Origin of the sequence: Vibrio sp. STUT-A16, from assembly GCF_026000495.1 — a bacterium.
GTDB classification, from domain to species: domain Bacteria; phylum Pseudomonadota; class Gammaproteobacteria; order Enterobacterales; family Vibrionaceae; genus Vibrio; species Vibrio diabolicus.
Map to the genome: position 1 here is coordinate 1,644,874 of NZ_AP026765.1, position 23,146 is coordinate 1,668,019.

At 43.5% G+C, this 23,146-nt stretch carries 20 protein-coding genes; 12 read left to right on the top strand and 8 right to left on the bottom strand.

The genetic code is table 11. The features are described from left to right. Positions 1 to 46 precede the first annotated feature (46 nt). From OO778_RS08110 to OO778_RS08120, 3 genes are read right to left on the bottom strand one after another with little or no spacing between them, the layout of a single operon-like run. Positions 47 to 1,402 (bottom strand): FUSC family protein, encoded by a 1,356-nt coding sequence (locus tag OO778_RS08110; protein ID WP_104969495.1) that lies wholly within the window; start codon positions 1,400 to 1,402, stop codon positions 47 to 49. A gap of 14 nt (positions 1,403 to 1,416) precedes the next feature. After that, entirely contained in the window at positions 1,417 to 2,280 is an 864-nt protein-coding gene (locus tag OO778_RS08115; RefSeq protein ID WP_031780619.1) for an HlyD family secretion protein, read from the bottom strand. Positions 2,281 to 2,290: 10 nt separating this feature from the next. Continuing rightward, on the bottom strand, positions 2,291 to 2,503 hold the full coding sequence (locus tag OO778_RS08120; RefSeq protein WP_012841753.1) for a DUF1656 domain-containing protein: 213 nt from the start codon (positions 2,501 to 2,503) through the stop codon (positions 2,291 to 2,293). 302 nt (positions 2,504 to 2,805) lie between these two features. Here OO778_RS08120 and OO778_RS08125 point away from each other — a divergent pair, with 302 nt between their 5' ends. Further along, complete coding sequence (locus OO778_RS08125; RefSeq protein WP_074191399.1) at positions 2,806 to 3,723, top strand: LysR family transcriptional regulator; 918 nt, start codon at positions 2,806 to 2,808, stop codon at positions 3,721 to 3,723. Between the two features lie 218 nt (positions 3,724 to 3,941). Here the strand turns inward: OO778_RS08125 and OO778_RS08130 are convergent, their stop codons facing one another. From OO778_RS08130 to OO778_RS08140, 3 genes are all read right to left on the bottom strand, one after another. Then, the gene (locus OO778_RS08130; protein ID WP_074191400.1) at positions 3,942 to 4,934 is read right to left on the bottom strand and encodes a DUF2955 domain-containing protein; all 993 of its coding nucleotides are present in this window, start codon (positions 4,932 to 4,934) and stop codon (positions 3,942 to 3,944) included. Continuing rightward, a complete protein-coding gene (locus OO778_RS08135; protein ID WP_074191401.1) occupies positions 4,924 to 5,988 on the bottom strand; it encodes an HlyD family secretion protein in 1,065 nt (354 codons plus the stop codon). Before OO778_RS08135 ends, OO778_RS08130 begins: the two co-directional genes overlap by 11 nt. 367 nt (positions 5,989 to 6,355) lie before the next feature. Then, positions 6,356 to 7,921 (bottom strand): arylsulfatase, encoded by a 1,566-nt coding sequence (locus OO778_RS08140; protein WP_248380893.1) that lies wholly within the window; start codon positions 7,919 to 7,921, stop codon positions 6,356 to 6,358. Positions 7,922 to 8,314: 393 nt separating this feature from the next. On the opposite strand from OO778_RS08140, the gene OO778_RS08145 reads away from it, so the two are divergent. Further along, on the top strand, positions 8,315 to 10,636 hold the full coding sequence (locus OO778_RS08145; protein ID WP_264911284.1) for a multiheme c-type cytochrome: 2,322 nt from the start codon (positions 8,315 to 8,317) through the stop codon (positions 10,634 to 10,636). A gap of 58 nt (positions 10,637 to 10,694) precedes the next feature. Here the strand turns inward: OO778_RS08145 and OO778_RS08150 are convergent, their stop codons facing one another. Then, complete coding sequence (locus OO778_RS08150; RefSeq protein WP_074191404.1) at positions 10,695 to 11,483, bottom strand: SUMF1/EgtB/PvdO family nonheme iron enzyme; 789 nt, start codon at positions 11,481 to 11,483, stop codon at positions 10,695 to 10,697. A 177-nt stretch (positions 11,484 to 11,660) separates the two neighbouring features. Here OO778_RS08150 and OO778_RS08155 point away from each other — a divergent pair, with 177 nt between their 5' ends. The 7 genes from OO778_RS08155 (at position 11,661) to OO778_RS08185 (ending at position 19,521) form a co-directional block, all read left to right on the top strand. Continuing rightward, positions 11,661 to 12,983 (top strand): anaerobic sulfatase maturase, encoded by a 1,323-nt coding sequence (locus OO778_RS08155; RefSeq protein WP_074191405.1) that lies wholly within the window; start codon positions 11,661 to 11,663, stop codon positions 12,981 to 12,983. A gap of 40 nt (positions 12,984 to 13,023) precedes the next feature. Then, positions 13,024 to 14,106, top strand: a complete 1,083-nt coding sequence (locus tag OO778_RS08160; protein ID WP_264911287.1) for a hypothetical protein — start codon at positions 13,024 to 13,026, stop codon at positions 14,104 to 14,106. A gap of 159 nt (positions 14,107 to 14,265) precedes the next feature. Then, positions 14,266 to 15,267: an HAD family hydrolase gene (locus tag OO778_RS08165; protein ID WP_264911288.1), complete on the top strand. Its 1,002-nt coding sequence runs from the start codon at positions 14,266 to 14,268 to the stop codon at positions 15,265 to 15,267. 188 nt (positions 15,268 to 15,455) lie between these two features. Continuing rightward, a complete protein-coding gene (locus OO778_RS08170; RefSeq protein WP_264911290.1) occupies positions 15,456 to 16,229 on the top strand; it encodes a DeoR/GlpR family DNA-binding transcription regulator in 774 nt (257 codons plus the stop codon). 11 nt (positions 16,230 to 16,240) lie between these two features. Beyond that, on the top strand, positions 16,241 to 17,281 hold the full coding sequence (locus OO778_RS08175; RefSeq protein ID WP_264911292.1) for an oxidoreductase: 1,041 nt from the start codon (positions 16,241 to 16,243) through the stop codon (positions 17,279 to 17,281). Then, the gene (locus tag OO778_RS08180; protein ID WP_074191409.1) at positions 17,278 to 17,754 is read left to right on the top strand and encodes a heme-degrading domain-containing protein; all 477 of its coding nucleotides are present in this window, start codon (positions 17,278 to 17,280) and stop codon (positions 17,752 to 17,754) included. Before OO778_RS08175 ends, OO778_RS08180 begins: the two co-directional genes overlap by 4 nt. Before the next feature lie 189 nt (positions 17,755 to 17,943). After that, entirely contained in the window at positions 17,944 to 19,521 is a 1,578-nt protein-coding gene (locus OO778_RS08185; RefSeq protein ID WP_047008725.1) for a sensor domain-containing diguanylate cyclase, read from the top strand. A gap of 51 nt (positions 19,522 to 19,572) precedes the next feature. Here the strand turns inward: OO778_RS08185 and OO778_RS08190 are convergent, their stop codons facing one another. After that, positions 19,573 to 20,130 (bottom strand): DUF3750 domain-containing protein, encoded by a 558-nt coding sequence (locus OO778_RS08190; protein WP_012841873.1) that lies wholly within the window; start codon positions 20,128 to 20,130, stop codon positions 19,573 to 19,575. A 479-nt stretch (positions 20,131 to 20,609) separates the two neighbouring features. Here OO778_RS08190 and OO778_RS08195 point away from each other — a divergent pair, with 479 nt between their 5' ends. The 3 genes from OO778_RS08195 to OO778_RS08205 all read left to right on the top strand — a co-directional run bounded on the left by OO778_RS08195 (position 20,610) and on the right by OO778_RS08205 (position 23,143). Continuing rightward, the gene (locus OO778_RS08195) at positions 20,610 to 20,972 is read left to right on the top strand and encodes a hypothetical protein (protein WP_053807359.1); all 363 of its coding nucleotides are present in this window, start codon (positions 20,610 to 20,612) and stop codon (positions 20,970 to 20,972) included. A gap of 35 nt (positions 20,973 to 21,007) precedes the next feature. Beyond that, positions 21,008 to 21,484 (top strand): GNAT family N-acetyltransferase, encoded by a 477-nt coding sequence (locus OO778_RS08200; protein ID WP_053807360.1) that lies wholly within the window; start codon positions 21,008 to 21,010, stop codon positions 21,482 to 21,484. Between the two features lie 240 nt (positions 21,485 to 21,724). Further along, the gene (locus OO778_RS08205; protein ID WP_053807361.1) at positions 21,725 to 23,143 is read left to right on the top strand and encodes an SLC13 family permease; all 1,419 of its coding nucleotides are present in this window, start codon (positions 21,725 to 21,727) and stop codon (positions 23,141 to 23,143) included. Positions 23,144 to 23,146 lie beyond the last annotated feature (3 nt).

The window sequence follows — 23,146 nt, forward strand, 5'->3', positions numbered from 1 at the left end:
CTAACCCACTGTTCAAAGCATTTCCTTATTAAGTTTAATTGCTTGTTTAAGCGGTTACGCGGGGATGAAACAGGTCATTAAATAACTTGGCGATCATCAAAATGAGCATGATGTTTACCAGCATGAGTAAAGGTGTTTCGATACGATACTCCGGGGTCAAGTTAAGTGCGCCTGAGGTTAATACCACTAATAAATTGACGCCTAAGACCCTATGGATCATCAGCTGTGGTGTAGAAAATACCTCCCAAATCAAAATAATATTGATGAAATAAAATAACCCTAGTTGCCAGAGCTCAGTCATTATGGGCATCAAGAAGATGTATTGCAGCAGTATCACTGAACCTGTTCCCAAAACGCCAAAGAAGGCATCTTTAACAACGCTAGGAGGCATTGTAGGTACTATTGATGAAAAGACACCGGCCAACATAGGGAAGATAAACCCACCTGGTACAGGGAGATAAATCCAAACCAATAACGAGGTGATAAACATCGATAGGCCTTGTAAAACCTTTCTGCGGTCTTCTTTCAAGTGCTGTATGAAAGTCCGGTGTTCACGATGCCAAGATGTTTTCTGTTTCACTTGTTCTGTCAATAAGGTACGACCAATTAGATGCGTGGTTGGCTGAGCGATATCAAATAGTGTCAGGTTTTGAGCCACAGGTTTCCAGTCAATATCATCACAGTGGGGCTTTTCCACTTGTTCAAGTAATCGTTCTTGAATACGTTTCATCTCTTCGAGGCGCTGATGCCACAGTTTTCGATGTTCTTTGAGGTGGTAACTGCCCGTGAGCGGTAATCCCAGTAGTTGGCACATCTTCTCAATGTTTGCTGTGTTGGTTTCAAGCGCATCAATATCAATGTCATTTGGTTTGTCCATAGCTTTAAGCAACACCTCACGGCTGCTCTCAAAGCGTTGAATGAAATTCTCTTCAGTATTCACTGGCCAAACCAAACGATAAACAACGGAGAAGGTAATGATGCCAAGGATAGTTTCCTGCATTCGAAGTACTGCGAAATGGAACGTCACTTGACTATCAAATCCTCCCATACAAGCGATGATAGAGCACACAGCAAAGCCTATGGAGAACACATAACCGTACTTTTCGTCGCTCGACATGAAAATGCATACACCTAAAAATAGGGTAAAAAAAGTCAGGAACAAAAAGCGATCTTGAGAAAATGCTGTGATGAGGAAAAAGGCATAGCCGATGCCCAGTAGGGTTCCCACTAGGCGATTATGACCTTTGTTTATCGAGTGAGCGAAGCTTTCATTTAATGCCATTACCGCGACGGCGATCGCTGCCCAATAAGGTTTCTCCCATTGAAAACATAAGGCGAGGCAGATTGCGATAACGATAGACAGCGCAGCTTTAATGGCTTCTTTGGTTGAGGCATTGAACATACATTTCACCGCATTTATTGTTTGATGATTTTGATGGATGCCGTCATACCGACGCGTAGTTGAAAATCTTTTGGTAAGTTGTCTAATTTCACTTTAATTGGAATGCGTTGAGCTAAGCGTATCCACTGAAAGTTAGGGTTCACATTAGGCAGAAGGTCGTTACCTGTACTACCGTCTTGCTTCGCGATGCCGTAACCAATGCTCTTGATTTTGCCTTCTAGCACCATTTCGTCGTGCATCATTAAGGTTACGTATGCTTTATCTTGTGGATCAACACCAACTAAATCCGTTTCTTTGAAATAGCCTTCGATCCAAAAGCTGTCTTCATCAATTAATGCTACAACTGGTGAGTTTGCGACAACTTGGGAGCCGGTGCGCAGATTAAAATTAGTGATGTAACCATTTGTTGGAGCGTACACCTTGGTGTAATCAAGGTTCAGTTTTGCTTCTTCGACGTTTGCTTTCGCCAGCTCCACGTTTGCGATTGCTGTCTCTACGGCGTTGTTCAAATTGTTCAACGTCAGCACAGATACCGCGCCAGGTGTACGCTTTTCTAGTTCCAGTGCACGTTGTTCTTCATTTTTGGCTTTCGCTAACAACGCAATGGCTTGCTTTTGAGCCGCCTGGGCTTTGTGGTAAGACGCTTTATAAATGCTTGGGTCAATCTCAAACAGTAAGTCGCCCGCATTAACTTGGGAGTTGTCTTCAACATATACCTTGATGACTTGCCCGGTTACACGGGGCGTTATAGACACAATGTACGCGCTGACATGACCATCTCTAGTCCAAGGATTGTTTGAGTATGATTGGTAGTAACTAAAAATCACAGTGCCAGCGGAACACAGTAATAAAAATGTGATTAGATAACGTTTTATCACGGAATTTGCCTCAAAAGATGGTTATGAATCGACCAATAACGCCAGTAAAAATCACAATTAGGCTCAGCTCAGCAAGTGCTGGAAACGCAACGTATTTGTGTACCCCTAATTTTGTTGCAACGGTTCCAACCAAAATGGTGAGAATGTAAGCCAATGCAATAACCAGCAACAAGGGTGGGAAGTAAACTTCACCCCACACAAGCTCATGTGGCATTGAGTTCATAGTGCTTTTCTCTATTTATTTGATGAATGCAAAGATAAGAGAAATCCTACAAATGTAATAATCGCTTTTGTAGGATCAAATCCATCAATGTATTTTTTTAGAGAGTTCGTAATGAGTTACGTCTGATGTCGAACGTGCTTTAAGGGGAGTGTGAGTGCGATAAGTTTTCGCATTTACGTGCGGAATAACTACGTATCTAGTGATGAGGATAAAAGCCTCGGGTTAACCGTCGCTCTTCCGAGCTAGCATTCTCAATAACTTGTGATAGTTTAGCCATGTAGCCCTAAGATATAAGAAAACCTATGAATTTTAGTCTTGAACAACTATTGGCATTCGTTGCTGTTTACGAGGAGCTTTCGTTTAGCAAGGCTGCTGTAAAATTGAATAAGCACAGAACAACCATCGGGCAGGTTATTACGAATTTAGAAGATTTACTTGCTGTGAGCTTGTTTAATCGGGTTGGTCGTTCCGTAGAACCCACTGAAGATGCTCGCCTTCTTTACCACTATGCAAAGCAAACAATTGAACAAGCCCGTACGTTTGACAAAGTCGCATTGAGCCTTGCTCATGGTGGCTTAGAGAGTGTCAGCATTGCCTATTCTAGTGCCATCCCACATCGTTTGCTGGTGTTACTTCGTGTTCAATTAGCGGCAGATTTTCCGATGATGCGAGTTAACTTTTTTGTTCGTAACCGTAACGAGATCAAAGAAGGTTTAGCGACTGGTGAGTACCAGTTCGGTATTGTCAATGTGCATGATAGCCGTGCAATACACAGTCTAGACTCGACGTTTTTAGGTCACTTTGAATTTGTTCCCTTTGTCCAGAAAGGTGGTGAACTGGCTTCTATGGCACCCGACCGAGTGTTAACTGCGTTGAGGAATAGCAAGCAATTTGTGTTGCGATCTTTCATTGAAGAAGGAATGGGTGAAAAAGTTATCGTCAGTTCGAATCATGAAGAAGTCGATCAGTTGGCTCTTGTTGTAAAAATGGTTGAAGCAGGGCTAGGGTGGGCGGTTCTTCCTAGAACGCTGGCTCATTCGGAATTTTCTAATAATGATATAGAGCCCGTTGAAGTCTGTGAATTACTAGAAGGCTTTAAGTTTGGTTTTGGCCTTTGGTGTCAACCCTCTAAGCAAATAGGGGATGTAAAAGACTCTATCATGAGGGTTATTACGGAGTATCGGGAGAAGCTAATCCGCGATTTTAAAGCGACGCCATAACCGTATTCATCCAGACCACATTTATAAACAAGACTCAATTCGAGTCTTGTTTTTTACTTGAAAAATTCTTCTCTTCTGATTGGACGTTAATGTTTATCGGGAGGGAGTAATCTTCTGTATGTGATTATAAAATCGATGCTTTTTTACTTATTCAAGCTTCGTTCAATGAGAAAGCTCATATCGCTCAGCCGCTTTAGTTTAAGAAAGAGAGGCTGCAGTTATTTCACCTCTTGCTCTGATCTAAATAAATTGAGAACCAGTACCCCTAGAACTATAGCGATAGAAATAGAGACGAATCGAGTCATTTGAGCAGAAAATGATTCGATGCCCGTATTGTTAATAATCTGGTAAGTCAGCACAGTGAAGTTAGTAAAAAGCAATTGATAGATGGTTAAGTGTGTCTGTCGACGTATTGCAAAACACGCTAGTTGCAGGCCACAAAAGATGGTAACGCCAAGTACAACGTAAGTAGGTGCACCTGTGGCTACTGTAAGCATGCATGGAATAGTAAACAAGATCCCTAGGCTTGTAGTGATAATTCGATACCGCCCAAAGGAATGACTGTCTTGATTAATTGGGTGCTTAATCATGCTGCCAAATGTTATTGCGATCAATAGCGTTTGAGAGCTTCCAGATGATATTAGCGCGTACAAAACAACACACAATGCGGTTGCTTTAAAGACGATAAGCCCGATATGTTCGTCTGCACCATCAAGAGTGGTTTGGTCTGGTTGTATATCTTTTTCGTCCCCAGGGAATAACCAAAAGCTAATATATGTGGCAACCAACGCAACAATGAAGCTAGTAAATAAGACCCATGGCAACCCCTCAAGCGACAACCCCATTTGTTGGCTTGTGACCACGATAATCAATACAACAATCAAAGTGAGTGTCGAAACGATGTCTTTGGGATCGCGATGACTTCGGTAATAACTCCAACAGAGAAGTGACCAAGTAAACAGTAAGAAGCCACTAGGGGAGCTCATGAGCGCTCCTGCTAAAGTTACGATGCCAAAGCTGAGAAGTGAGAGTATTACCAGCAATTTCACCATCATGTTGAACGGGGGCTTAGATGGCATCAGAGTTAGAAAAATCACAACGAATATTGGCGCGATAAAGGGAGTAGGCGCACCTGAATACTGTAAGTAAAACAGTAAAAGAATCGGAGTGAAAACCAATCTAATGATTGGATTTGCTGAACTATGAAACATAAGTCCAGATACTCAACACTCTCATCCAGAAAGAGGCCAGCCACTCTCCAAAGGTGCTTTGCTCAGTTAAAAAAGCGACCGTTGCTTTCGAACCATAACGTACGTTTTCGGGAATATCTCCGCCTTCAAAAACAATATTTACAGGATAGCGCTGTGCATTTAAGGAATTATTGTCTGCAACCAAAAAGCCAGTTGTCGGATCGACGTCGTTACTGCCACCAGTACCCCAACCAATGCTTTCTACTCGCCCTTCAAACACTCTGCCAGGTAAAGCATCCAACACAATCTTTGCTTTTTGTCCCGCACGAACATGCTCGAGTGAGTTTTCGCGAACAAGAGCTGATACCCACACGCCTCTCGGATCAATGAAAGTGACAAGAGGTGAGCCAGTCGTCGCTTTTTGCCCAACAGTAAGTTGTAAGTTAGAAACGATCCCCTTTGATGGAGCAATCACTTTCGTTCGTTGTAAATCGAGTTGCGCTTTTTCTAGATTTGCTATAGCTGCGAGAATCTGGGGATTATCTTGCCCTTCGGGGCCAAGATTATGCTTGGCTTGAGCTAAGGACGCTTCTGCTGCCTCTAATGTGGCTTGAGCTCGTGCTTTAGCTTCCATGGCGTTGTCTAGCTCAGATTTACTCAATACCCCTTTTGCGGCGAGCTCGGTTACGCGAGCTGCTTGTTCTTTTGCGTTGTCACGAGCTGCGAGTGATTCAATGACCTTAGCTTGTGCGACTTCAACAGCCGCGGTGTTGGCTCCAATGTTTTGGCCAGCAATGGCTAAGTTTGCTTCGGCTGAACGCAGATTAATTTGATAATCTCTTGGATCAATTTCGAAAAGCACATCACCAGCATTGACGACTTGATTATTACGAACATGGATTTCAGTTAGGTTCCCCGAAACCTCTGGAGTAATACGGACAAGATAAGAATGAATCCGAGCGGTGCCAGTGATTGGTGTTACTCGATCAGCCCACAAGCTATATAGCCAAACCACAAAAACGAGGCCAATAATAATAAAGCTTAACTTTCTGGAAGATGATTCCGCTCTAGACATCCAATTCTCTCTGGTTACAATACGTTAGATAAACAATGTTACAACATGTGACATAAACAATGCTTCCAAAAAATCAACTATTTGTTATCGAGCGCATAGGGTTATTTGGTTATTCCACCTAGAGAAAAGGATTTCTATAGGGATTACGAACTATTTGAAATATGAAAGTTATGAGTCTAAATGAACTTCAGATGAAGCTGGTGGTAAGTGCTCAGGTCTTTGATAAAGGTGGTTTCGTAAGAAAGGACTCTACGGCAGAATGCTTGTTCTTTGCGATAGTAAACTGAACGAATAGTTCTTACTTCAGCAAATATAAGCCAGCAGAGCTCTGCTGGCTCAGTAACGCAATCTAGAGTGATTAATTAAATTACTTAACTTTATTCACTTCCTGTTTAAGCATTTCTAACTGCTGCATCTTTTCTTGCATCTGCAAAGAGTCGTAATTTAAAGAAGCAGGGTTCATAGTTGTACCGCGTTGCATTGGGTATTCAGGTAACGTTTTAAAGAAGTCGCCAACAACGTCTTGAATTGGTACAAACAACCACATGTTGTCTGCCATCCAACGTAGGTACATTTGTGACTCGCTAGGACCTTTTTCAAATGGGTCAGCACGTAAGTGAATGATCTTAGGCCAGTTTGGTACAGATCGCACGGCGTCGCTTAGGTTTCCTTCCAGAGTTGCAAAGTGAAGTTTCCAGTCATTCCAGCGTACTGCGTTTAGTTCACCATTTGAGGTGAAGTAGAGCAGAGACTCACGTGGTCCTTTCTCTTCTTTTCCCTCGAAGTATGGCATGAAGTTGTAGCCGTCTATATTGACACGCCAGTCTTTACCATTTGCTTTGTAACCTTCAGCAAGCTTTTCTTTCACGTCAGGAACGCCAGCTGCCGCCAACAATGTTGGCAACCAGTCTTGATGAGCCATCATTTCGTTGATTTTCGTTCCTGGCTTAATGACACCAGGCCAACGCACAAGTTGAGGCACACGCATACCGCCTTCCCAAGTCGTGCCTTTCTCACCGTGGAATGGGGTTGCGCCCCCATCAGGCCAAGTCATGGTCTCTGCGCCGTTATCTGTTGTATAAATAACGATGGTGTTGTCAGCAACGCCTAACTCATCGAGCTTGTCGAGCAATACGCCGACTTGATCGTCATGCTCTAACATGCCATCAGCGTAAATGCTAACACCGGATTTACCTCGGTACTTCTCTTGTAATCGGGTCCACACGTGCATGCGCGTAGAGTTATGCCAGATGAAGAAAGGCTTATCTGCTTTAACAGCTTTCTCCATAAACGATAAAGTGCTTTCGAGGAACTCTTCGTCCGCGTGTTCCATGCGCTTACGCGTCATTGGGCCAGTATCTTCAATCTTACCGTCGGCATAAGATTTAATTACACCACGAGGACCATAGCTTTTACGGAACTCTGGGTCTTTAGGGTAATAGTAGGTTTCGGGCTCTTCTTCTGCATTAAGGTGGTACAAGTTACCAAAGAATTCATCAAAACCATGATTGGTAGGTAGGTGCTTATCTTGATCGCCCAAGTGGTTTTTACCGAACTGAGCTGTCATATAACCTTGGTCTTTTAGTAAGTCAGCAATAGTTGGTGCCCAATCTGGAATCCCATGGTCGGAACCCGGCATACCAATCGTCAGCAAGCCAGTGCGAAATGGTTCTTCGCCAGTAATGAATGCTGCTCGACCGGCAGTACAAGATTGTTGGCCGTAATGGTCTGTAAACAAAGCCCCTTCGTTCGCGATACGATCGATGTTCGGGGTTTTGTAACGCATCATACCTTGGTTATATGCGCTGATGTTCCAGTAACCGACATCGTCACCGAAAATTGCAAGTATGTTGGGTTTGTCTGCCGCCATCGCTGCGCTGGACGTTGCTAACAGCCCGACGCCTACTGCGATTTTTCTCAATTGGTTTGCCATAAAAAACTCCAGGAGGTTGAGAGTAACGAGAATCACAAGTAAACCTTGTGCTTAAGTGCTGCATAAGTTAATGATGTGTATAGAAAAATCCTCTTATACTCTTTATAACCATAAGTTATCGAGGGTATTTAACTATTTGTTTCTAAATAAAAATACTTGTCATTGTGATGATTTGGGGAGGTTTTAAAAATAGAGATGGGTCACTAATGAACACCATTGCCGATTGCTGGTGAGACGAATAAAGTTTCAGCAAAAACACCGAGCTACTCCCTAATCGGGGGACGAAGAATGGAGCACTCATTTTGAAGGCCTTTCACTTCTAATTATTTGTATAACCAAGGGGTTAGCGACTATATTGATTCAAGTTGCACCATCTAAATACTAAGGATAGTTATGAGTCAGTGGTCAGGTCGGTTTCGGTGTCTATTTCTGGGTATCGTCATGGTGAGTGGTTCGTTTTTTTCCCAGGCATCAGTGATAGAGAGCCCCCAAAATACCACGAAGCTTGGGTTGGAATATGTTGGCACGCAAACGTGCGCGGAATGTCACCAACAAGAGGTGGAGGCTTGGAAGGGCTCTCATCACGATATGGCAATGAAACATGCAAACTCAGAATCTGTTCAAGGTGATTTTGATAACCGCACAGTGACGCATGATGGGCAACCCAACCGTTTTTTTAGACAAGGCGAGGAGTATTGGGTCAATATTCAAGGCCCTGATGGTCAATGGCATGATTATAAAATTAGCTACACATTTGGCTGGAAACCGTTACAGCAATATATGGTGGAGTTTGAAGACGGTCGTGTACAGCTCATTCCTTTTGCGTGGGATTCAAGGACGAAATCGGAAGGTGGTCAGCGCTGGTTTCACCTTTATCCAGAGACAACAACGACAGATGAGTTTTACTGGACTAACACTGGGCAAAATTGGAATTTCATGTGTGCAGACTGTCATTCGACCAATGTAAAGAAGAACTATGACGCAATCAAAAATACCTACAACACGTCTTGGTCCGAGATCAATGTTGGTTGTGAAGCGTGTCATGGCCCTGCAAGTGGACACATCGAGTTGGCGAAAAAGTCCGCATCTACAGGAGGCTCTTTCGATATAGATAGTCACTATGGTTTTGACCGAAATTTATCTAAAGCGGTAACCGAGTGGGTATTTGAGAAGGGCCACAGAACGTTACAACCAAAAGCAATCGCAGAAACAAATCAAGTTCAGACGTGCGCACAATGTCACAGCCGTCGAACGCAGTTAAATGAGACTGGTGATCACATTCAAGGCTCATTTTTCGATAAATATCGGTTAAGCCTGATCACTCCAGAACTCTACTACCACGATGGCCAAATTTACGATGAAGACTATGTTTACGGTTCATTTCTTCAGTCTGAAATGGCTGAAAAAGGCGTAACATGCACCAATTGCCACGATCCTCATTCGGCAAAACTAAACATCCCAGAAGAGGCGGTATGTTCACAATGTCATATTGCGTCAGAATATACCCCAGAAAACCACACCTTCCATGAAGCGGGATCCAAAGCGTCACAATGTACGACTTGTCACATGCCAGAAACGACATATATGCAAGTCGATCCTCGTAGAGACCACAGTTGGCACGTACCTAGACCTGACTTGAGTAAACACATCGACACGCCTAATGTATGTACGTCTTGTCATGAGGATAAGAATAATCAGTGGGCGGATGCGCAGATAGCCGAATGGTTTCCTCACTCTCAATACCGCAATCAACAACACTTTGCTGTCGCGTTTTATGCCGATGCAATTGGGCACAAAGGGGCGGCGAATGCTCTGGCTTACTCTGCTCAGGATTCATCATTAAAAGACATCATACGAGCTTCTGCATTAGAGCGAATGGGCGGCAATACTGACCAAAATACGACTGTTTCGCTCGCAAGGGCCGTTAAAAATGAGAATGAAATGATTCGGCTCGGCGCAGTCGCGGGCTCGTCTGGTTATGAGTTTCATGATCGATGGCGAATTTTAGAACCACTGCTGGATGATCCCGTACTTTCAGTGAGGGCGGAGGCGGCTTCGGTATTAGTGACCAGCTATGCACAAATGACGCCGTTACAAAAAGATAGGATTCAACCACCGCTTGAAGAGTACATGGACATTCAAAAGTTTAACGCCGATCGTGGTTTCGGCAGAACCAATTTGGCAAATGTATACCGCAGCTTAGGCGAAATCGATAAGGCAATTGCGTTATACCAAGAAGCGATAAGTATCGAGCCTTATTTCGAAAATAGTTACGTGAATTTATCGGACCTGTATCGACGCCTTGGGAAAGAAAAAGCTGCGCTCTGGGTGTTACAACAAGGGATGAAAGCTCAGCCTAAATCCAGCTCATTACCTTACAGTGCCGGTCTTTCTTTGTTACGCCAAGGCAAGGAAGATGAGGCCAAAGCTCTACTTAAACATGCCGCAGAACTAGGAAAGACTAACGCTCACTACTGGTATGTTTATGGTCTAGCTTTGGAAAAAAGTGACGTTCTGGAAGCCAGTAAGGCATTGCAGACTGCGTTTAAAGTTGGTGGGAACCCTCAACATTTATATGCTCAATGCGAAGTTCTAGCGAGAAATCATGAAAAAGGCGCTGTCGCTTTTGCTTTCGATAGGTGTCTAAAAGAGCTGAGTAATTATGCTCCTAAGCAGGCTATTGATCAGCTGAAAGCACCTATTACGAATTTGTAGAGATTAAACACCAATAGTAAAAAGTGGAGCCTTTATCGCGCCACTTTCTCTACTTAGTTTAGTCTACGTCTTTCGCTAGTCTAAGGCCCATGTCAGACATAATGACGGATTGGCTGGCAAAATCGCGGCGATAGTTTTCAGATTCGTCTGCGTCATAAGCAAAGCTGCCGCCACGTACAGACTTGTGTGCAAGGCTTTCTTTTTCCTCTTTTGCGTTTACCGGATTATCACTGGGCGCTGTTTTGTAATAACCTTCGTCAAAAGCATCAATCACAAACTCGCCTACGTTACCTGTCATATCGTACAACCCGAGCTCGTTTGGTTGCTTTTGACCTACCTTATGAGCCTTATTGTGCGAGTTATTCGCATACCAAGCCACATCGTCAATATTGTTTGATCCAGAAAAAGTGAAGCCTTTAGTTAAAATTCCGCCTTTAGCGGCAAACTCCCATTCAGCTTCTGTTGGTAGACGGTAATGCTCTCCCGTTTTTTCATTCAATTTCTTAATGAAATAATTGGCTTGTTGCCAACTAATATTATTGACGGGTGTATTTGGATCTCGAAAGTAGCTCAGAGAGGAGCCAGTGACAGCTTCAAAGAGCGATTGAGTTACCTCAAATTTTGACAAATAGAATCCATCAACGTTAACAGTGCGAGCTGGGCGTTCTGACTTTTTGGCTGATGGATTATCTGCGCCCATCGTAAACTGCCCACCTTCGACAAGAACCATATCTCGATCGATTTTCTGAGCGAGAGAGTGTGGTGGGGTTGTTGCACACCCATTAATTATCAGCGTGACCGATATAGCTGAGACAAGGGAAATAATCTTACTTTTGGGATGTTTCATTCGGCGACTCCGTCAACGACTTTGGTCAGAAAGTCTAGCAAGCAAAACCATAACAAACGGTTATACACACTATAACAAGCGCCGAGAATAATTGAACATTATCATCACCCTAGGCGATTAACTCGATGATTAGGTTTGACATCATTGGGGACAGGTTAGCAACTAAGAAGGTGATGAATGCACATAACTCAAGGGCCTCAGTTCAACGGAAAAGCATCTAAGCGTTTACATGTGATGGCAAAGCCCATTGGTGCTGCTTGCAACATCGATTGCACTTATTGTTATTACTTAAGCAAACAAGATTTGTTGGAATATAAGCAAGGGTGCTCGCCAATAATGGATGACGAAACCTTAGAGAGCTATATCCGCCAATACATCGAAGGGCAGAACACACCTGAAATTATCTTCTCTTGGCAAGGTGGAGAGCCAACCATGCTGGGGTTGGATTACTTCAAAAGAATTGTTGAATTACAAGATAAATACCGCCCTCATGGTATTACGCTCTCTAACGATCTTCAGACTAATGGCACGCTTCTTAATGATGAGTGGTGCGAGTTTCTAAAAGCGAACCACTTTCTTGTCGGTTTAAGCATCGATGGTCCTGAGATGATGCACAACGCTTACCGAACAAATCGAGCGGGAAGAGGCACATTTAAACAAGTGATGAACGCCGTTGAGCTATTACATAAGCATGAAGTGAAGTTCGCAACGCTCACGTGTGTGAACAACTTGACCAGCCGTAACCCATTGGAAGTGTATCGCTTCTTACGAGATGAAGTACGTTCCCCTCAAATGCAGTTTATTCCGATTGTTGAGCAGAAAACTTTCAGAGCAACAGCGCCCCAAACTTGGAAGCCCAATGAGCAATTAATGCAAGGTGATAAACGTCTGATTCCCGGCCACAAGGATTCAGTTGTCGAGCCATTTTGTGTGGCGGATGAAGCATGGGGTAACTTCCTTATCGCGATATTCAATGAGTGGGTCGTGCATGATATTGGTAACGTTTTTGTACAGTATTTTGAAGCGAGTTTGGAAACATGGATGGGAAGAAGAAACCCACTATGCACGCTAGGTGAAATCTGTGGCAAAGGTTTAGCAATGGAACCAAACGGTGATGTCTTTGCGTGTGACCACTATGTTTACCCGGAATACAAGATCGGAAATATTCACCACGAAAAACTCGATACTCTCGCTTATAGCCCTGACCAGCAGAAATTCGGGTTTGCTAAAAGTCGTACACTGCCTCAGCAGTGTGTTCATTGCGATTATCAGTTTGCATGTTTTGGAGAATGCCCTAAAAACCGCTTTATTCGCACCAGAGAAGGTGAGCCTGGCCTTAACTATCTATGTGCAGGTTGGAAGAAGTTTTTTGCGCATGTCGACAAATCAATGGCGTACATTTTACGAGCGATGGGCAACCCTGTGGTACACGGTAAATACAGCGATAAGGTTTTGCACCTGAAAGCGTCTAATCGACCTGTTTTTGACACTAAGTTCTAAGATTCAACTGGTCCAGTTTTATAAAAGTAAGGTCTCATCAATGCAAAAGATAACGCGTTTTACGAAGTCACTTTTAACTTTCACGCTGAGTGTAGCGTTAAGCCAATGCGCTTGGGCTCAAGATAAACCTCCGCTCAATTCAGATAGAGTTTCACCCGTTGAGATAGCATCTCAAGAAGAACCTATGACGCCAGCACAGCAAGTCGAAAAGTTGTCTTATGATGCACAAAACAAAAAGTTGTCTTCAGAAAAGCGTATTGATGCTTTACGTGAACTGGCCAACTACCCCAGCCAAAACGCTTTGGTTGCCGTCGCTCGTGGTTTGAAAGATGCAGATGCTGGAATTCGTGAAGCGGCAATTGTAGGAGCTCAACCCTATATGATAGAGCATCGCTGGCGTCTGGTTTCCCCGTTGCTAAGTGATGACGATGCAATGGTTCGAATTACCGCAGCGATAAACTTGGTTCGAGATTACGCCAGTTTAAGTTCGGAGCAGCAACAGTCACTCGAAGGCGCGGTGACTGATTTAACATCCTACTTGTCGCAGAAAGCTGACAACGTTTCTAGATTACTCCTTGCCGATGTATATCGTTGGCATCGAGAGTGGGACAAAGCGGCATTGATTTATCCAGAGCTAACCAAGCTGATGCCAAGTAACCCGCAAGTCTGGTTAAGCTATGCGGACAATTTTCGAGCGCAACAAAAAGATCGACAAGCTATCCAAGTACTTGATGAAGCAATCACACTTTTTCCTGATAACGCTGCTTTGCATTACTCGAAGTCGTTGGCGCTAGTAAGACTTAGTGAGAAGCATGATGCCGCTAACGAAATTGAAAAGGCCGCTAATATGGCGAAGAACAACAGTTATTTTTGGTACTTAAATGGTGTTCTGCAAGAAGAGTTAGATCTTAAAAAATCTGTGGACGCTTTTGAAAAAGCTTATTTGATCTCTGGCGCGCCGGAGCAGCTTTATGCAGTGTGTGATATCTACATTCGTTACGACAACCCCAAGTCTGAACAGTGTTTAGCGGAACTTAAGAAAGTGGCTCCGGATTACGTGATTGATGAGCTTAATCAGAAAAAGGGACGTCAAAGTACTTCAGAGCAGGTTGACGCCAGCTAACTCAACACTTTATCAGTAAGCTTCTTTAATTAAAGCGTGTTTCTAGTTACAAGGTCACTTTCGGGTGTCGTTGCATATGTTGCTCTGAATTGCGCTTGTTAATCGTGAACTATACTTTCATTTGGATTTGCATCCCGTACCTCAATATAAGGAATTAAAATGGCTATAAAGTTAAAGGTGATTGTCCTTGCGACAAGTTTTGCTCTGTCTAGCTATAGCATTGCTGCTGATGGGCAAGATCCTCTGCCGTCATGGAACAACACCGGTGCGAAGCAAGCTATTATGGCGTTTGTTACTAAAACGACGACTCAAGGCTCGGACGCTTATATTCCTGAAAGCCAAAGGATCGCTACGTTTGATAATGACGGGACGCTGTGGGCAGAAAAACCCGTTTATCTACAGCTGTTTTTTGCGATCGATAAAGTGAAAGAGATGGCCTCTGAGCATCCTGATTGGAAAACAACAGAACCTTTTGCTTCGGCAATAAAAGGTGACTTGGAGGGGGTTGGTAAGCAAGGCCTTGAAGGTGTGATGAAGCTTGTTATGGCGACTCACTCCGGAATGTCGACTGATCAGTTCCATCAAGAAGTGAAGGAGTGGATGAAAACGGCCGTGCATCCTACGACGGGAAAGCCATACACTGAAATGGTTTATCAACCGATGCTTGAGTTACTCGACTATTTGAGAGCAAATGACTACCAGACCTATATAATTTCTGGAGGTGGCATTGATTTCATGCGTGTTTGGGCACCAGAAGTATACGGGATCCCAACGCAAAATATCGTTGGGACGACATTAAAAGCGGAGTATCAGGTCGTTGATGGAAAGCCAACGATTCAACGCTTGCCAGAAATTGATTTTGTGAATGATAAAGCGGTGAAGCCTGTCACGATCCAGAACTTCATTGGTAAGCGCCCGGTGATGGCATTTGGTAATTCTGACGGTGACTTACAAATGTTAGAGTGGACTAAAGCGGGGTCTGGTCCACGATTTTCAGCGGTTATCCATCACACGGATGACAAGCGTGAATGGGCGTATGATAAAGACTCTCACGTGGGGAAATTAGACAAATCATTTAAAGTGGGTGAAGAGCAAGGTTGGTTGTTTGTCGATATGAAACAAGATTGGAATCAAGTTTTTAAAGAAGCGATGAAAAAGTAGCGACCCAGCCAACGTAAACATTACACCAAAAATTTTTTGATAGGGGGGTGATGAGCAAAACGTTCTTCATCTCCTCAACTTAACAATTCTGTTTGGTATCAGCATAAGCAAATATTGCGTGCGTCCGTATTGGTTATTTGATTGCTGTGTGGCATTATTGCTTAAAACCACTTAAGTGAATTTAAGTAATGACGCAAGAAGAGCGATTGATAGAGCTCAGAGCCAAGCTAGAGCTACAAAACAAAATAACGTTATCGGAAGTTTGCGAGTATTTTGGCATCTCGCGAGATTCAGCGCGTCGAGACTTAGTTAAGTTGAGCCAACTACCGGGATTACAAAGAATCCGAGGTGGCGTCATGCTTGCCCCGATATCTTCCTCTACAGAGGCGTACTCCAGTCGAGCAATTAGCGACACTAAACATCGCCTTGCTCAAGCGTCCGCTAAGCTTGTGGATGAGCGTGACCACCTTGTTATTGATACCAGTACTATCTTATCTCTGCTCCCACTTTACGTAGAAAAAGCACGCTGTGAAGAAGATAGGCTCAACGTGGTCACCAACAGTATTGACGTACTAATCGCTGCTGAAAAAAGTGAATCAATGGACGTCCATTTCTTAGGTGGACACTTTGACCCCTACGCCAGAGCGATCTTGGGTGCACCAGCAGAACAGCAAATGAAGCAATATCATGTGAATAAGGCGTTTATTGGTGTGTGCGCGTTGTCATCCCGAGGGTTGACGACAAATAATGAGCTAGAAGCAACCATGAAACAAACCATGATAGAGCAAGCTCAACAAGTCATTGTCGTTTGTGAATCCCGCAAAATTGGAAGCGACAATTTTCACCATGTATGTGATTTGTCAAAGATCGACATCGTTATTACCGATCATGCTCCTCAATCAGATTTTCAACAACTTCTCGACCACAATGATATTGAATGTATTGTTGTTTCACCGAAATAAGGAATCTTAGTATGGCTTACGATCCCGTAAAGACCGCCGTGATTGGTTACGGATATTCAGCAAAAACTTTCCACTTACCCTTCATTAAAGCACTGCCAAACTTGACGTTGAGCGCAATAAGTTCTCGTCAACAGGAAACGGTCCAAAATGATTGGCCAGATGCTCAGTGGTTTGCTGATGCTAATACTTTACTTGATGACAGTGACGCTGAGCTTGTGATCATCACTGCGCCAAATGATGTGCACTACGAGCTTGCAAAGCGCGCGTTGAGCAATGGCAAACATGTCATTGTCGAAAAACCGTTTGTAACGCGCATAGAAGATGGGAATGAGTTGATCGCCTTAGCAGAAGAAAAAGGATTGGTTCTGAGCGTTTTTCATAATAGGCGTTGGGATGGTGATTTTCTCACCGTTAAATCGCTTATCGAACAAGGTAAGTTAGGTGATGTGAGGCTGTTTGAGTCGCACTTTGATCGCTACCGTCCTGAAGTTCGTCAACGCTGGCGAGAGCAGGCTCAAGATGGCGGTGGTATTTTATTCGATCTTGCTCCCCATCTTCTCGATCAGGCCTTGGTGTTATTTGGTTTGCCAGATGCGATAGACGCACAGTGTCGAATGATGCGTCCGGGCGCGACGACGATTGATTACTACAACTTAGTGCTTCATTACCCAGACCATATTGTGCATTTACATTCAAACTTATACAGCCCAGAACCAAACCTGCGTTATAAAGTATTGGGTACTGAGGCTAAATATGAAAAGTTCGGATTAGATCCTCAAGAAGGTTACTTAAAAGAAGGCCGATTACCGGAGAACGATGCTTGGTCGGAAGAGGACGAGGCGTTATACGGTGTCCGCTACGACGAAGACGGTGCGCAAACTATCAAAACGGAGAGAGGTGCGTATCAAGCTTATTTTGTTGGTGTGGCGGACGCAATTCGCCTGGGTGCTGATAACCCGGTTCCTGCCGTTCAAGCAGTACAGAATATCGCTCTGATTGAGATGGCATTGGAAAGCAGTAAAACGGGTAAAACGATTCAGGTGAAATCATGAGCTTAACGCTTGAGCTCGTCGCTCAACAAGAGCATGAGCTTCAATTGAAAGAGTTTAACCATCAAGTTGCGTGGTCTATTGGTTTAGCTTTAAAAGAAGCGGCGGAAGCCTGTGACGCGGCTGTGGCTATTGAGGTCTACGGTTTTGGACAAACGCTATTTCAATACGCGATGACAGGAACGTGCACTGACCATTTGGATTGGGTTCGTAGAAAGCGAAATTCAGTATTGAGATATGGTCACAGCTCTTACTACCTCTCGCTGTACAATAAGCAAAAGCAGCGTGATTTTGAAAATCAGCCACATCTCGATGCGCGTGAGTATTGTGCTCATGGCGGCGCGTTCCCAATTCGAATCTTGGGTTCTGGTTTAGTTGGGGTTGTGACGGTATCGGGTTTACCGCAGTTAGATGATCATCAGCTTGTTGTCGATGTATTAAAGGCAATGGTAATGACCAGCACAGAGCTTGCTTAAAGTTGTGCGATATTACAGTGGCACGGCATTTATTTTGTGTCACTGAATTCTCTTATTAGCTCATTTTGCGTCCTATTATGTGAGAAAATATTTAATATTGCTCCCAACTTCCTACCTGAAAATTAAATCGATTTCATATAACCTATACGCTCATTCATACAAAAAGCCATCGAAGCTGGCAGTTGGCAAATGTCCTTTAGAAGAAAAGAAAAACTTAATCTTAGAAACCTTATTGTAATCCTGTGTGTTTTCAGTGTGCTTGTCACTTTGATCAATGCGTTTTATTCGATCTATCGAGTGCAACGAGATCTCATCATCAATAACACGTTAGAGTCCAACCGCGTTTATGCGCAAAAAATGTCAGAAATGACGGACTCTTTCATAGAAAGCTCAATGTCGCAGCTAAAATACAGTGCGAACTTGCTAAAAGATAAGATGCACGATGCTCAGTTTCTTGACGAAGAGGCGGAGAGGTTGAGAAAGCAAACCAAATCATTCAACTCTGTGGTTGTCGTTAATGCGAAAGGCGTCATTATTTCTGTATCACCAGAGACACTTCAGGTTAAAGGTGTAAAGCTCGTTGGTGAAAGAAAACGTCAATCTTTAAATGCTCAAGCGCCCGTTGTCACTGAGCCATTCATCTCACCCGCAGGAAATTATCTGTTAACGATCTCATACCCTATATTTTCTCAGTCCAATGAATATTTAGGCTATATCGGCGGTACTATCTATTTAGAGAAGGACAATATTCTTGCGGAATTACTTAGCCAGCATGCTTACAAAGATGGCTCTTTCCTTTACGTTGTGGACGAAAGCAATACGCTGATCTACCACCCAGATAAATCGCGGGTTGGTGAAGTGATCAACGATAATATGGCAATTAACGCCGTGACAATGGGTCAGCGTGGTAACAAAGAAATTGTGAACTCTCGCGGTGTTGAAATGCTAGCAGGGTATGCACCAGTTGAATCATCAGGGTGGGGAATTGTCGCTCAGCGCCCGAAATCAATGACGTTAATGGTGCTAGATGAGCAGATGTGGAGTGTATTTTTCAAATCGATTCCAATTGGTTTATTAACTCTGCTGTTGATCTGGTTCTTCTCTCTACTTATTTCAAGACCATTATGGCAACTGGCTGGCGCTGTTCGAGGAGTGGAAGAACACTCTTCATCCATCGATGATTTGAAGCTGGTTAAGTCTTGGTATTTTGAGGCTTCACATTTGAAGCTCAGTTTCCTCAAAGCGTTTGGTATCGTTTCAAAAACCATTGATAAGCTGCAACTGGATACGCTAACAGACGCGATGACTGGGTTGTTAAATCGACGCGGCTTAGACAAAGTTCTAGGCTTGTTTAAGCAAGAAAACACCGCTTTTTCTATTTTAGCTTTGGATATTGATCATTTTAAGAGCGTCAATGATAACTATGGTCATGATGTGGGTGACAATCTACTCAAAGAATTCGCTCAGTTGATGAAAGAGCAAGCCCGAGCGAATGATCATCTTTGCCGTTCCGGTGGGGAAGAGTTCATGATGTTCCTTGAAGCGACGGATGTTCATCACGCGGTTGATGTCGCAGAGCGGATTAGGCATAACGTAGAAAAACACGATTTCCTGGTCGTTGGTAAGGTAACGGTATCACTTGGAGTTTCTCACTGGAAAGGCAACGATATGCCAATTGAAGCGGTAATGAAAGACGCTGACAACGCTCTGTATAAAGCAAAGCGCAACGGAAGAAACAGAACCGAGTTGGGTGAAGACGCACAATAGGTATAGTGCTATGCGCTGAACGTAAAACGCGCCAGTTACCAAGTTTTTGTTTTACTCGTTGGCGTAGCCGCTACCAATTGCTCTAAATGGCAAGTCGAGTTCTAACTCCGGAATTTGCTTGCCTACCCAAGCCGGGAATGTATTGCTATTTGGTCCTGGAAACAACGTGTATTCTTCAGCCCAAGGGTATTGGTTGATAACGCTTTGTATTTTTGGGATAAGTTTATCGGCTTTTTCACCTTGTATTGAGAGTATTTTTTCTGGCTTCGCACCATACCAGTAGCGATCTGGTGTGCCCGTTTGGTATTGATACAGAGCGGGTTGTCCACGATTCACGCGCCACCCGACCACTTCATACACGGTATATTCGTTCGCATTTTCAGGCTTTATCGCAAACCAAGTGTGCACCGCAAACCAGCCTCGCCAACCAAATGCATCTGCGGCATAAAACTCAATTACGGCATGTTTCACATTGGAAGGGTCAGGCGCGATACCGGCAGGTTCTCTGCTTGCGGTACGCCAATCTCCTTGAGTGCATCCACCCATCAAAGCTGCGATTGATATCAAGCCAACTTTTAATAGATGAGTAAAACTGAGAGAGTTTTTCATTGATCGCTCCTAGACCAACCGATGTTGGAAATGCTTTATTGATCTTAGCTATAAAATAGGTGCAAGCCTTATTGTTAAATCTTCCCTTCGTTAAAAAGAAGGGAAGGCTAGCACTACAATATCGGATCATACGTAATAATGAGGTAAGCAGATTTGTAACATGTGGCATAGAAAATATTGTCTCTCTCTATTAACTTGCTTAGTTGCGTATGAAAAAGTAAGAGCTTGTACGTATATTGCTTACACTATTTATTACTTTTAAATTCAATAAAAACAATTGCTTGGGTGTTATTGGGGGCGGTTAAATAGGCTGTTTTATCCTCAGCTGCATTGTGATTTCCCCATTTTTAGCGAAATTTCATCGTACATCCTTTTACTGTATTTAGAGACTTGCGTACATCTGTGGCACAATGGGCGATTATTGAGAGTGCTGTTTGGTAATGCAAATGGCAGAAAAATAACTAGAAATTGAATAACCAATGTTTAAATCAAAAAGTATACTTGCATTATGCACGTTCGCATTTGGCTGTTTTGCCAATCAAGATAGTGAACCAACGGCCGTTGTACTGAACTATGGTGACTCTTCACTCAGCGCTGATATTCAAGCAAATCGAAAATTTCATGTGGTTCAAGATAATGAAAGTGAACATGTGGAGTTTTCTGGAGGAGTCACGAAGGAATATTCCGATTACATTGTTAATATACATATCATCAGAAAAAGCAAAATACGCAGATCAAGTCGAGAGCTAAATACCACCGTATTGATGAGCAGCGATCAGCTTGAAAAGCCTTTAGTAGTTGGTATTGAAAATGATGAATTCACCAGTATTACTTTGCGTTAATACTTGGTATTTATCGAATAGGAATGATTAAACCGATGCTCTCAATACGCCGCTATCGCACAGAGGATGCTCCAATATTGTGGACACTTTTTTACCACACTGTACGAGTCATTAATCGTCGCGATTATACCGAATCACAAGTTTCAGCTTGGGCCCCATCAGATTTTGATCTCAACTCATGGCAACGCACAATGGATGCTATTCAACCCTATATTGCGGAAATAGAAGGGCAGGTCGTTGGCTATTGTGATTTGCAAAGTGACGGCTTGATTGACCATTTCTTTTGTCACCATGAATATCAAGGCCAAGGTATTGGTCGTGATTTGATGTCTTTTCTATTTTCACAGGCGAAAGTAAAGGGGATAGAGCGACTGTACTCTGAAGTGAGTATCACTGCCCGACCTTTCTACGAGAAAATGGGGTTCACAGTTAAGGTTCAGCAACTTGCTGAAGTTAGGGGAGAAACCTTAACTAACTTTATGATGGAAAAGTATATTTCATTGATATCGTGAGCATTTAGTGAGCTTGAACACAGATATAAAATGTTTTCCAATGTGAAAACAAGTTCATTGATCTCGCACCAAAGTTTTGTTTGAAAACAGTGTGCATAATCTTCTCTGGAACAAGCCATTACTGCATTTTTCGTCTCTGAAGGCTTAGTCAGAGCCTAACAGCTTCGGTATTGCGGTGGGTAATGGCGTTCCAAACGCCAATCGTGTCTGGCTAACCATCTCAGGAAGAGAAGTAGTACTATGCGCCCTTATCTCAAATACATTATTCCAACATTGATACCATTGCTTATTTGGTTAATGCCCCTCTCTGCATTCCCATTTGATGGCATTACTATCGTCCAGCAGAGAGTGATCGCAATCTTCTTGCTTGCTGCACTCTGTTGGGTGTTTGAACCCATTCCAATCTACGCCACTTCGGTCGTTATCATTGTGCTCGAACTATTGCTTGTTTCGAATAAAAGCATCGTACTTTTTCGTTTGCAAGAAGGGCAGCCACATTTTGGTGATCTGTTGCAATATAACGAGATAATGGCGACTTTCGCTAGCCCGATTATTATGCTATTCCTCGGCGGGTTCTTCTTAGCTATGGCGGCGACAAAGTACAGGCTGGATGTCAACTTAGCACGCGTGTTGCTAAAACCATTTGGGCAAAACCCAAAGTTCGTTATGTTGGGTTTGATGTTGATCACCGCTGTCTTTTCCATGTTTATGTCAAACACCGCAACAACAGCGATGATGTTGTCGATTCTAACCCCTGTGATTGCGGTATTTGGACCTAAAGATCCCGGTCGAATTGCATTTGCCTTGTGTATTCCTGTTGCTGCCAACATTGGTGGTATTGGTACACCAATCGGCACGCCCCCGAATGCTATCGCGCTGAAATATTTGGTTGGTGACAACTTAATTACGTTTGGTGAATGGATGGTCTTTGGCGTGCCATTCGTCATTGTGATGATGGCGCTAGCGTGGTTTCTGATTGGCTTTTTGTATAAAGCCGAGCAAACCACCATCGATCTGAACATTAAGAGCAAGTTTTTGAAAACACCAAAAGCGATGATTGTCTATGTCACCTTCGCAGGTACGATTATTCTTTGGTTGATGGGTTCTGCACATGGGATGAACTCTTACACAGTGGCATTAATTCCGGTCGCGGTATTCTCATTGACGGGCATTATCAACAAGGAAGATTTGAAGAAAATTTCTTGGGACGTGCTTTGGTTGGTGTCAGGTGGTATCGCTCTGGGTCTTGCTCTGGATAAAACAGGGCTTGCGAAGCTGGTGGTACACAGTATTCCGTTTGATCAGTTCTCGCCATATGTGGTCTTGTTTGGTGCGGCTTTCATGTGCTTGCTAATGGCAAACTTTATGTCGCATACGGCCACTGCAAACTTGCTTATGCCGATTATGGCTGCGCTGGGTACTTCTATGACTTCGTTAACGCCATTGGGTGGAGAAGTGACGCTGATCTTAGTCGTGACATTTGCCGCGTCACTCGGTATGTCGTTACCAATCAGTACGCCACCAAACGCGTTAGCTCATGCTACTGGGCATGTCGAAAGCAGCCAAATGGCTCGTATCGGTGCAGTGCTGGGCGTGATTGGTGTATTACTTAGTTTTGTTATGGTTTGGATTTTACATACCGTTGGGCATATTGGGTAACCC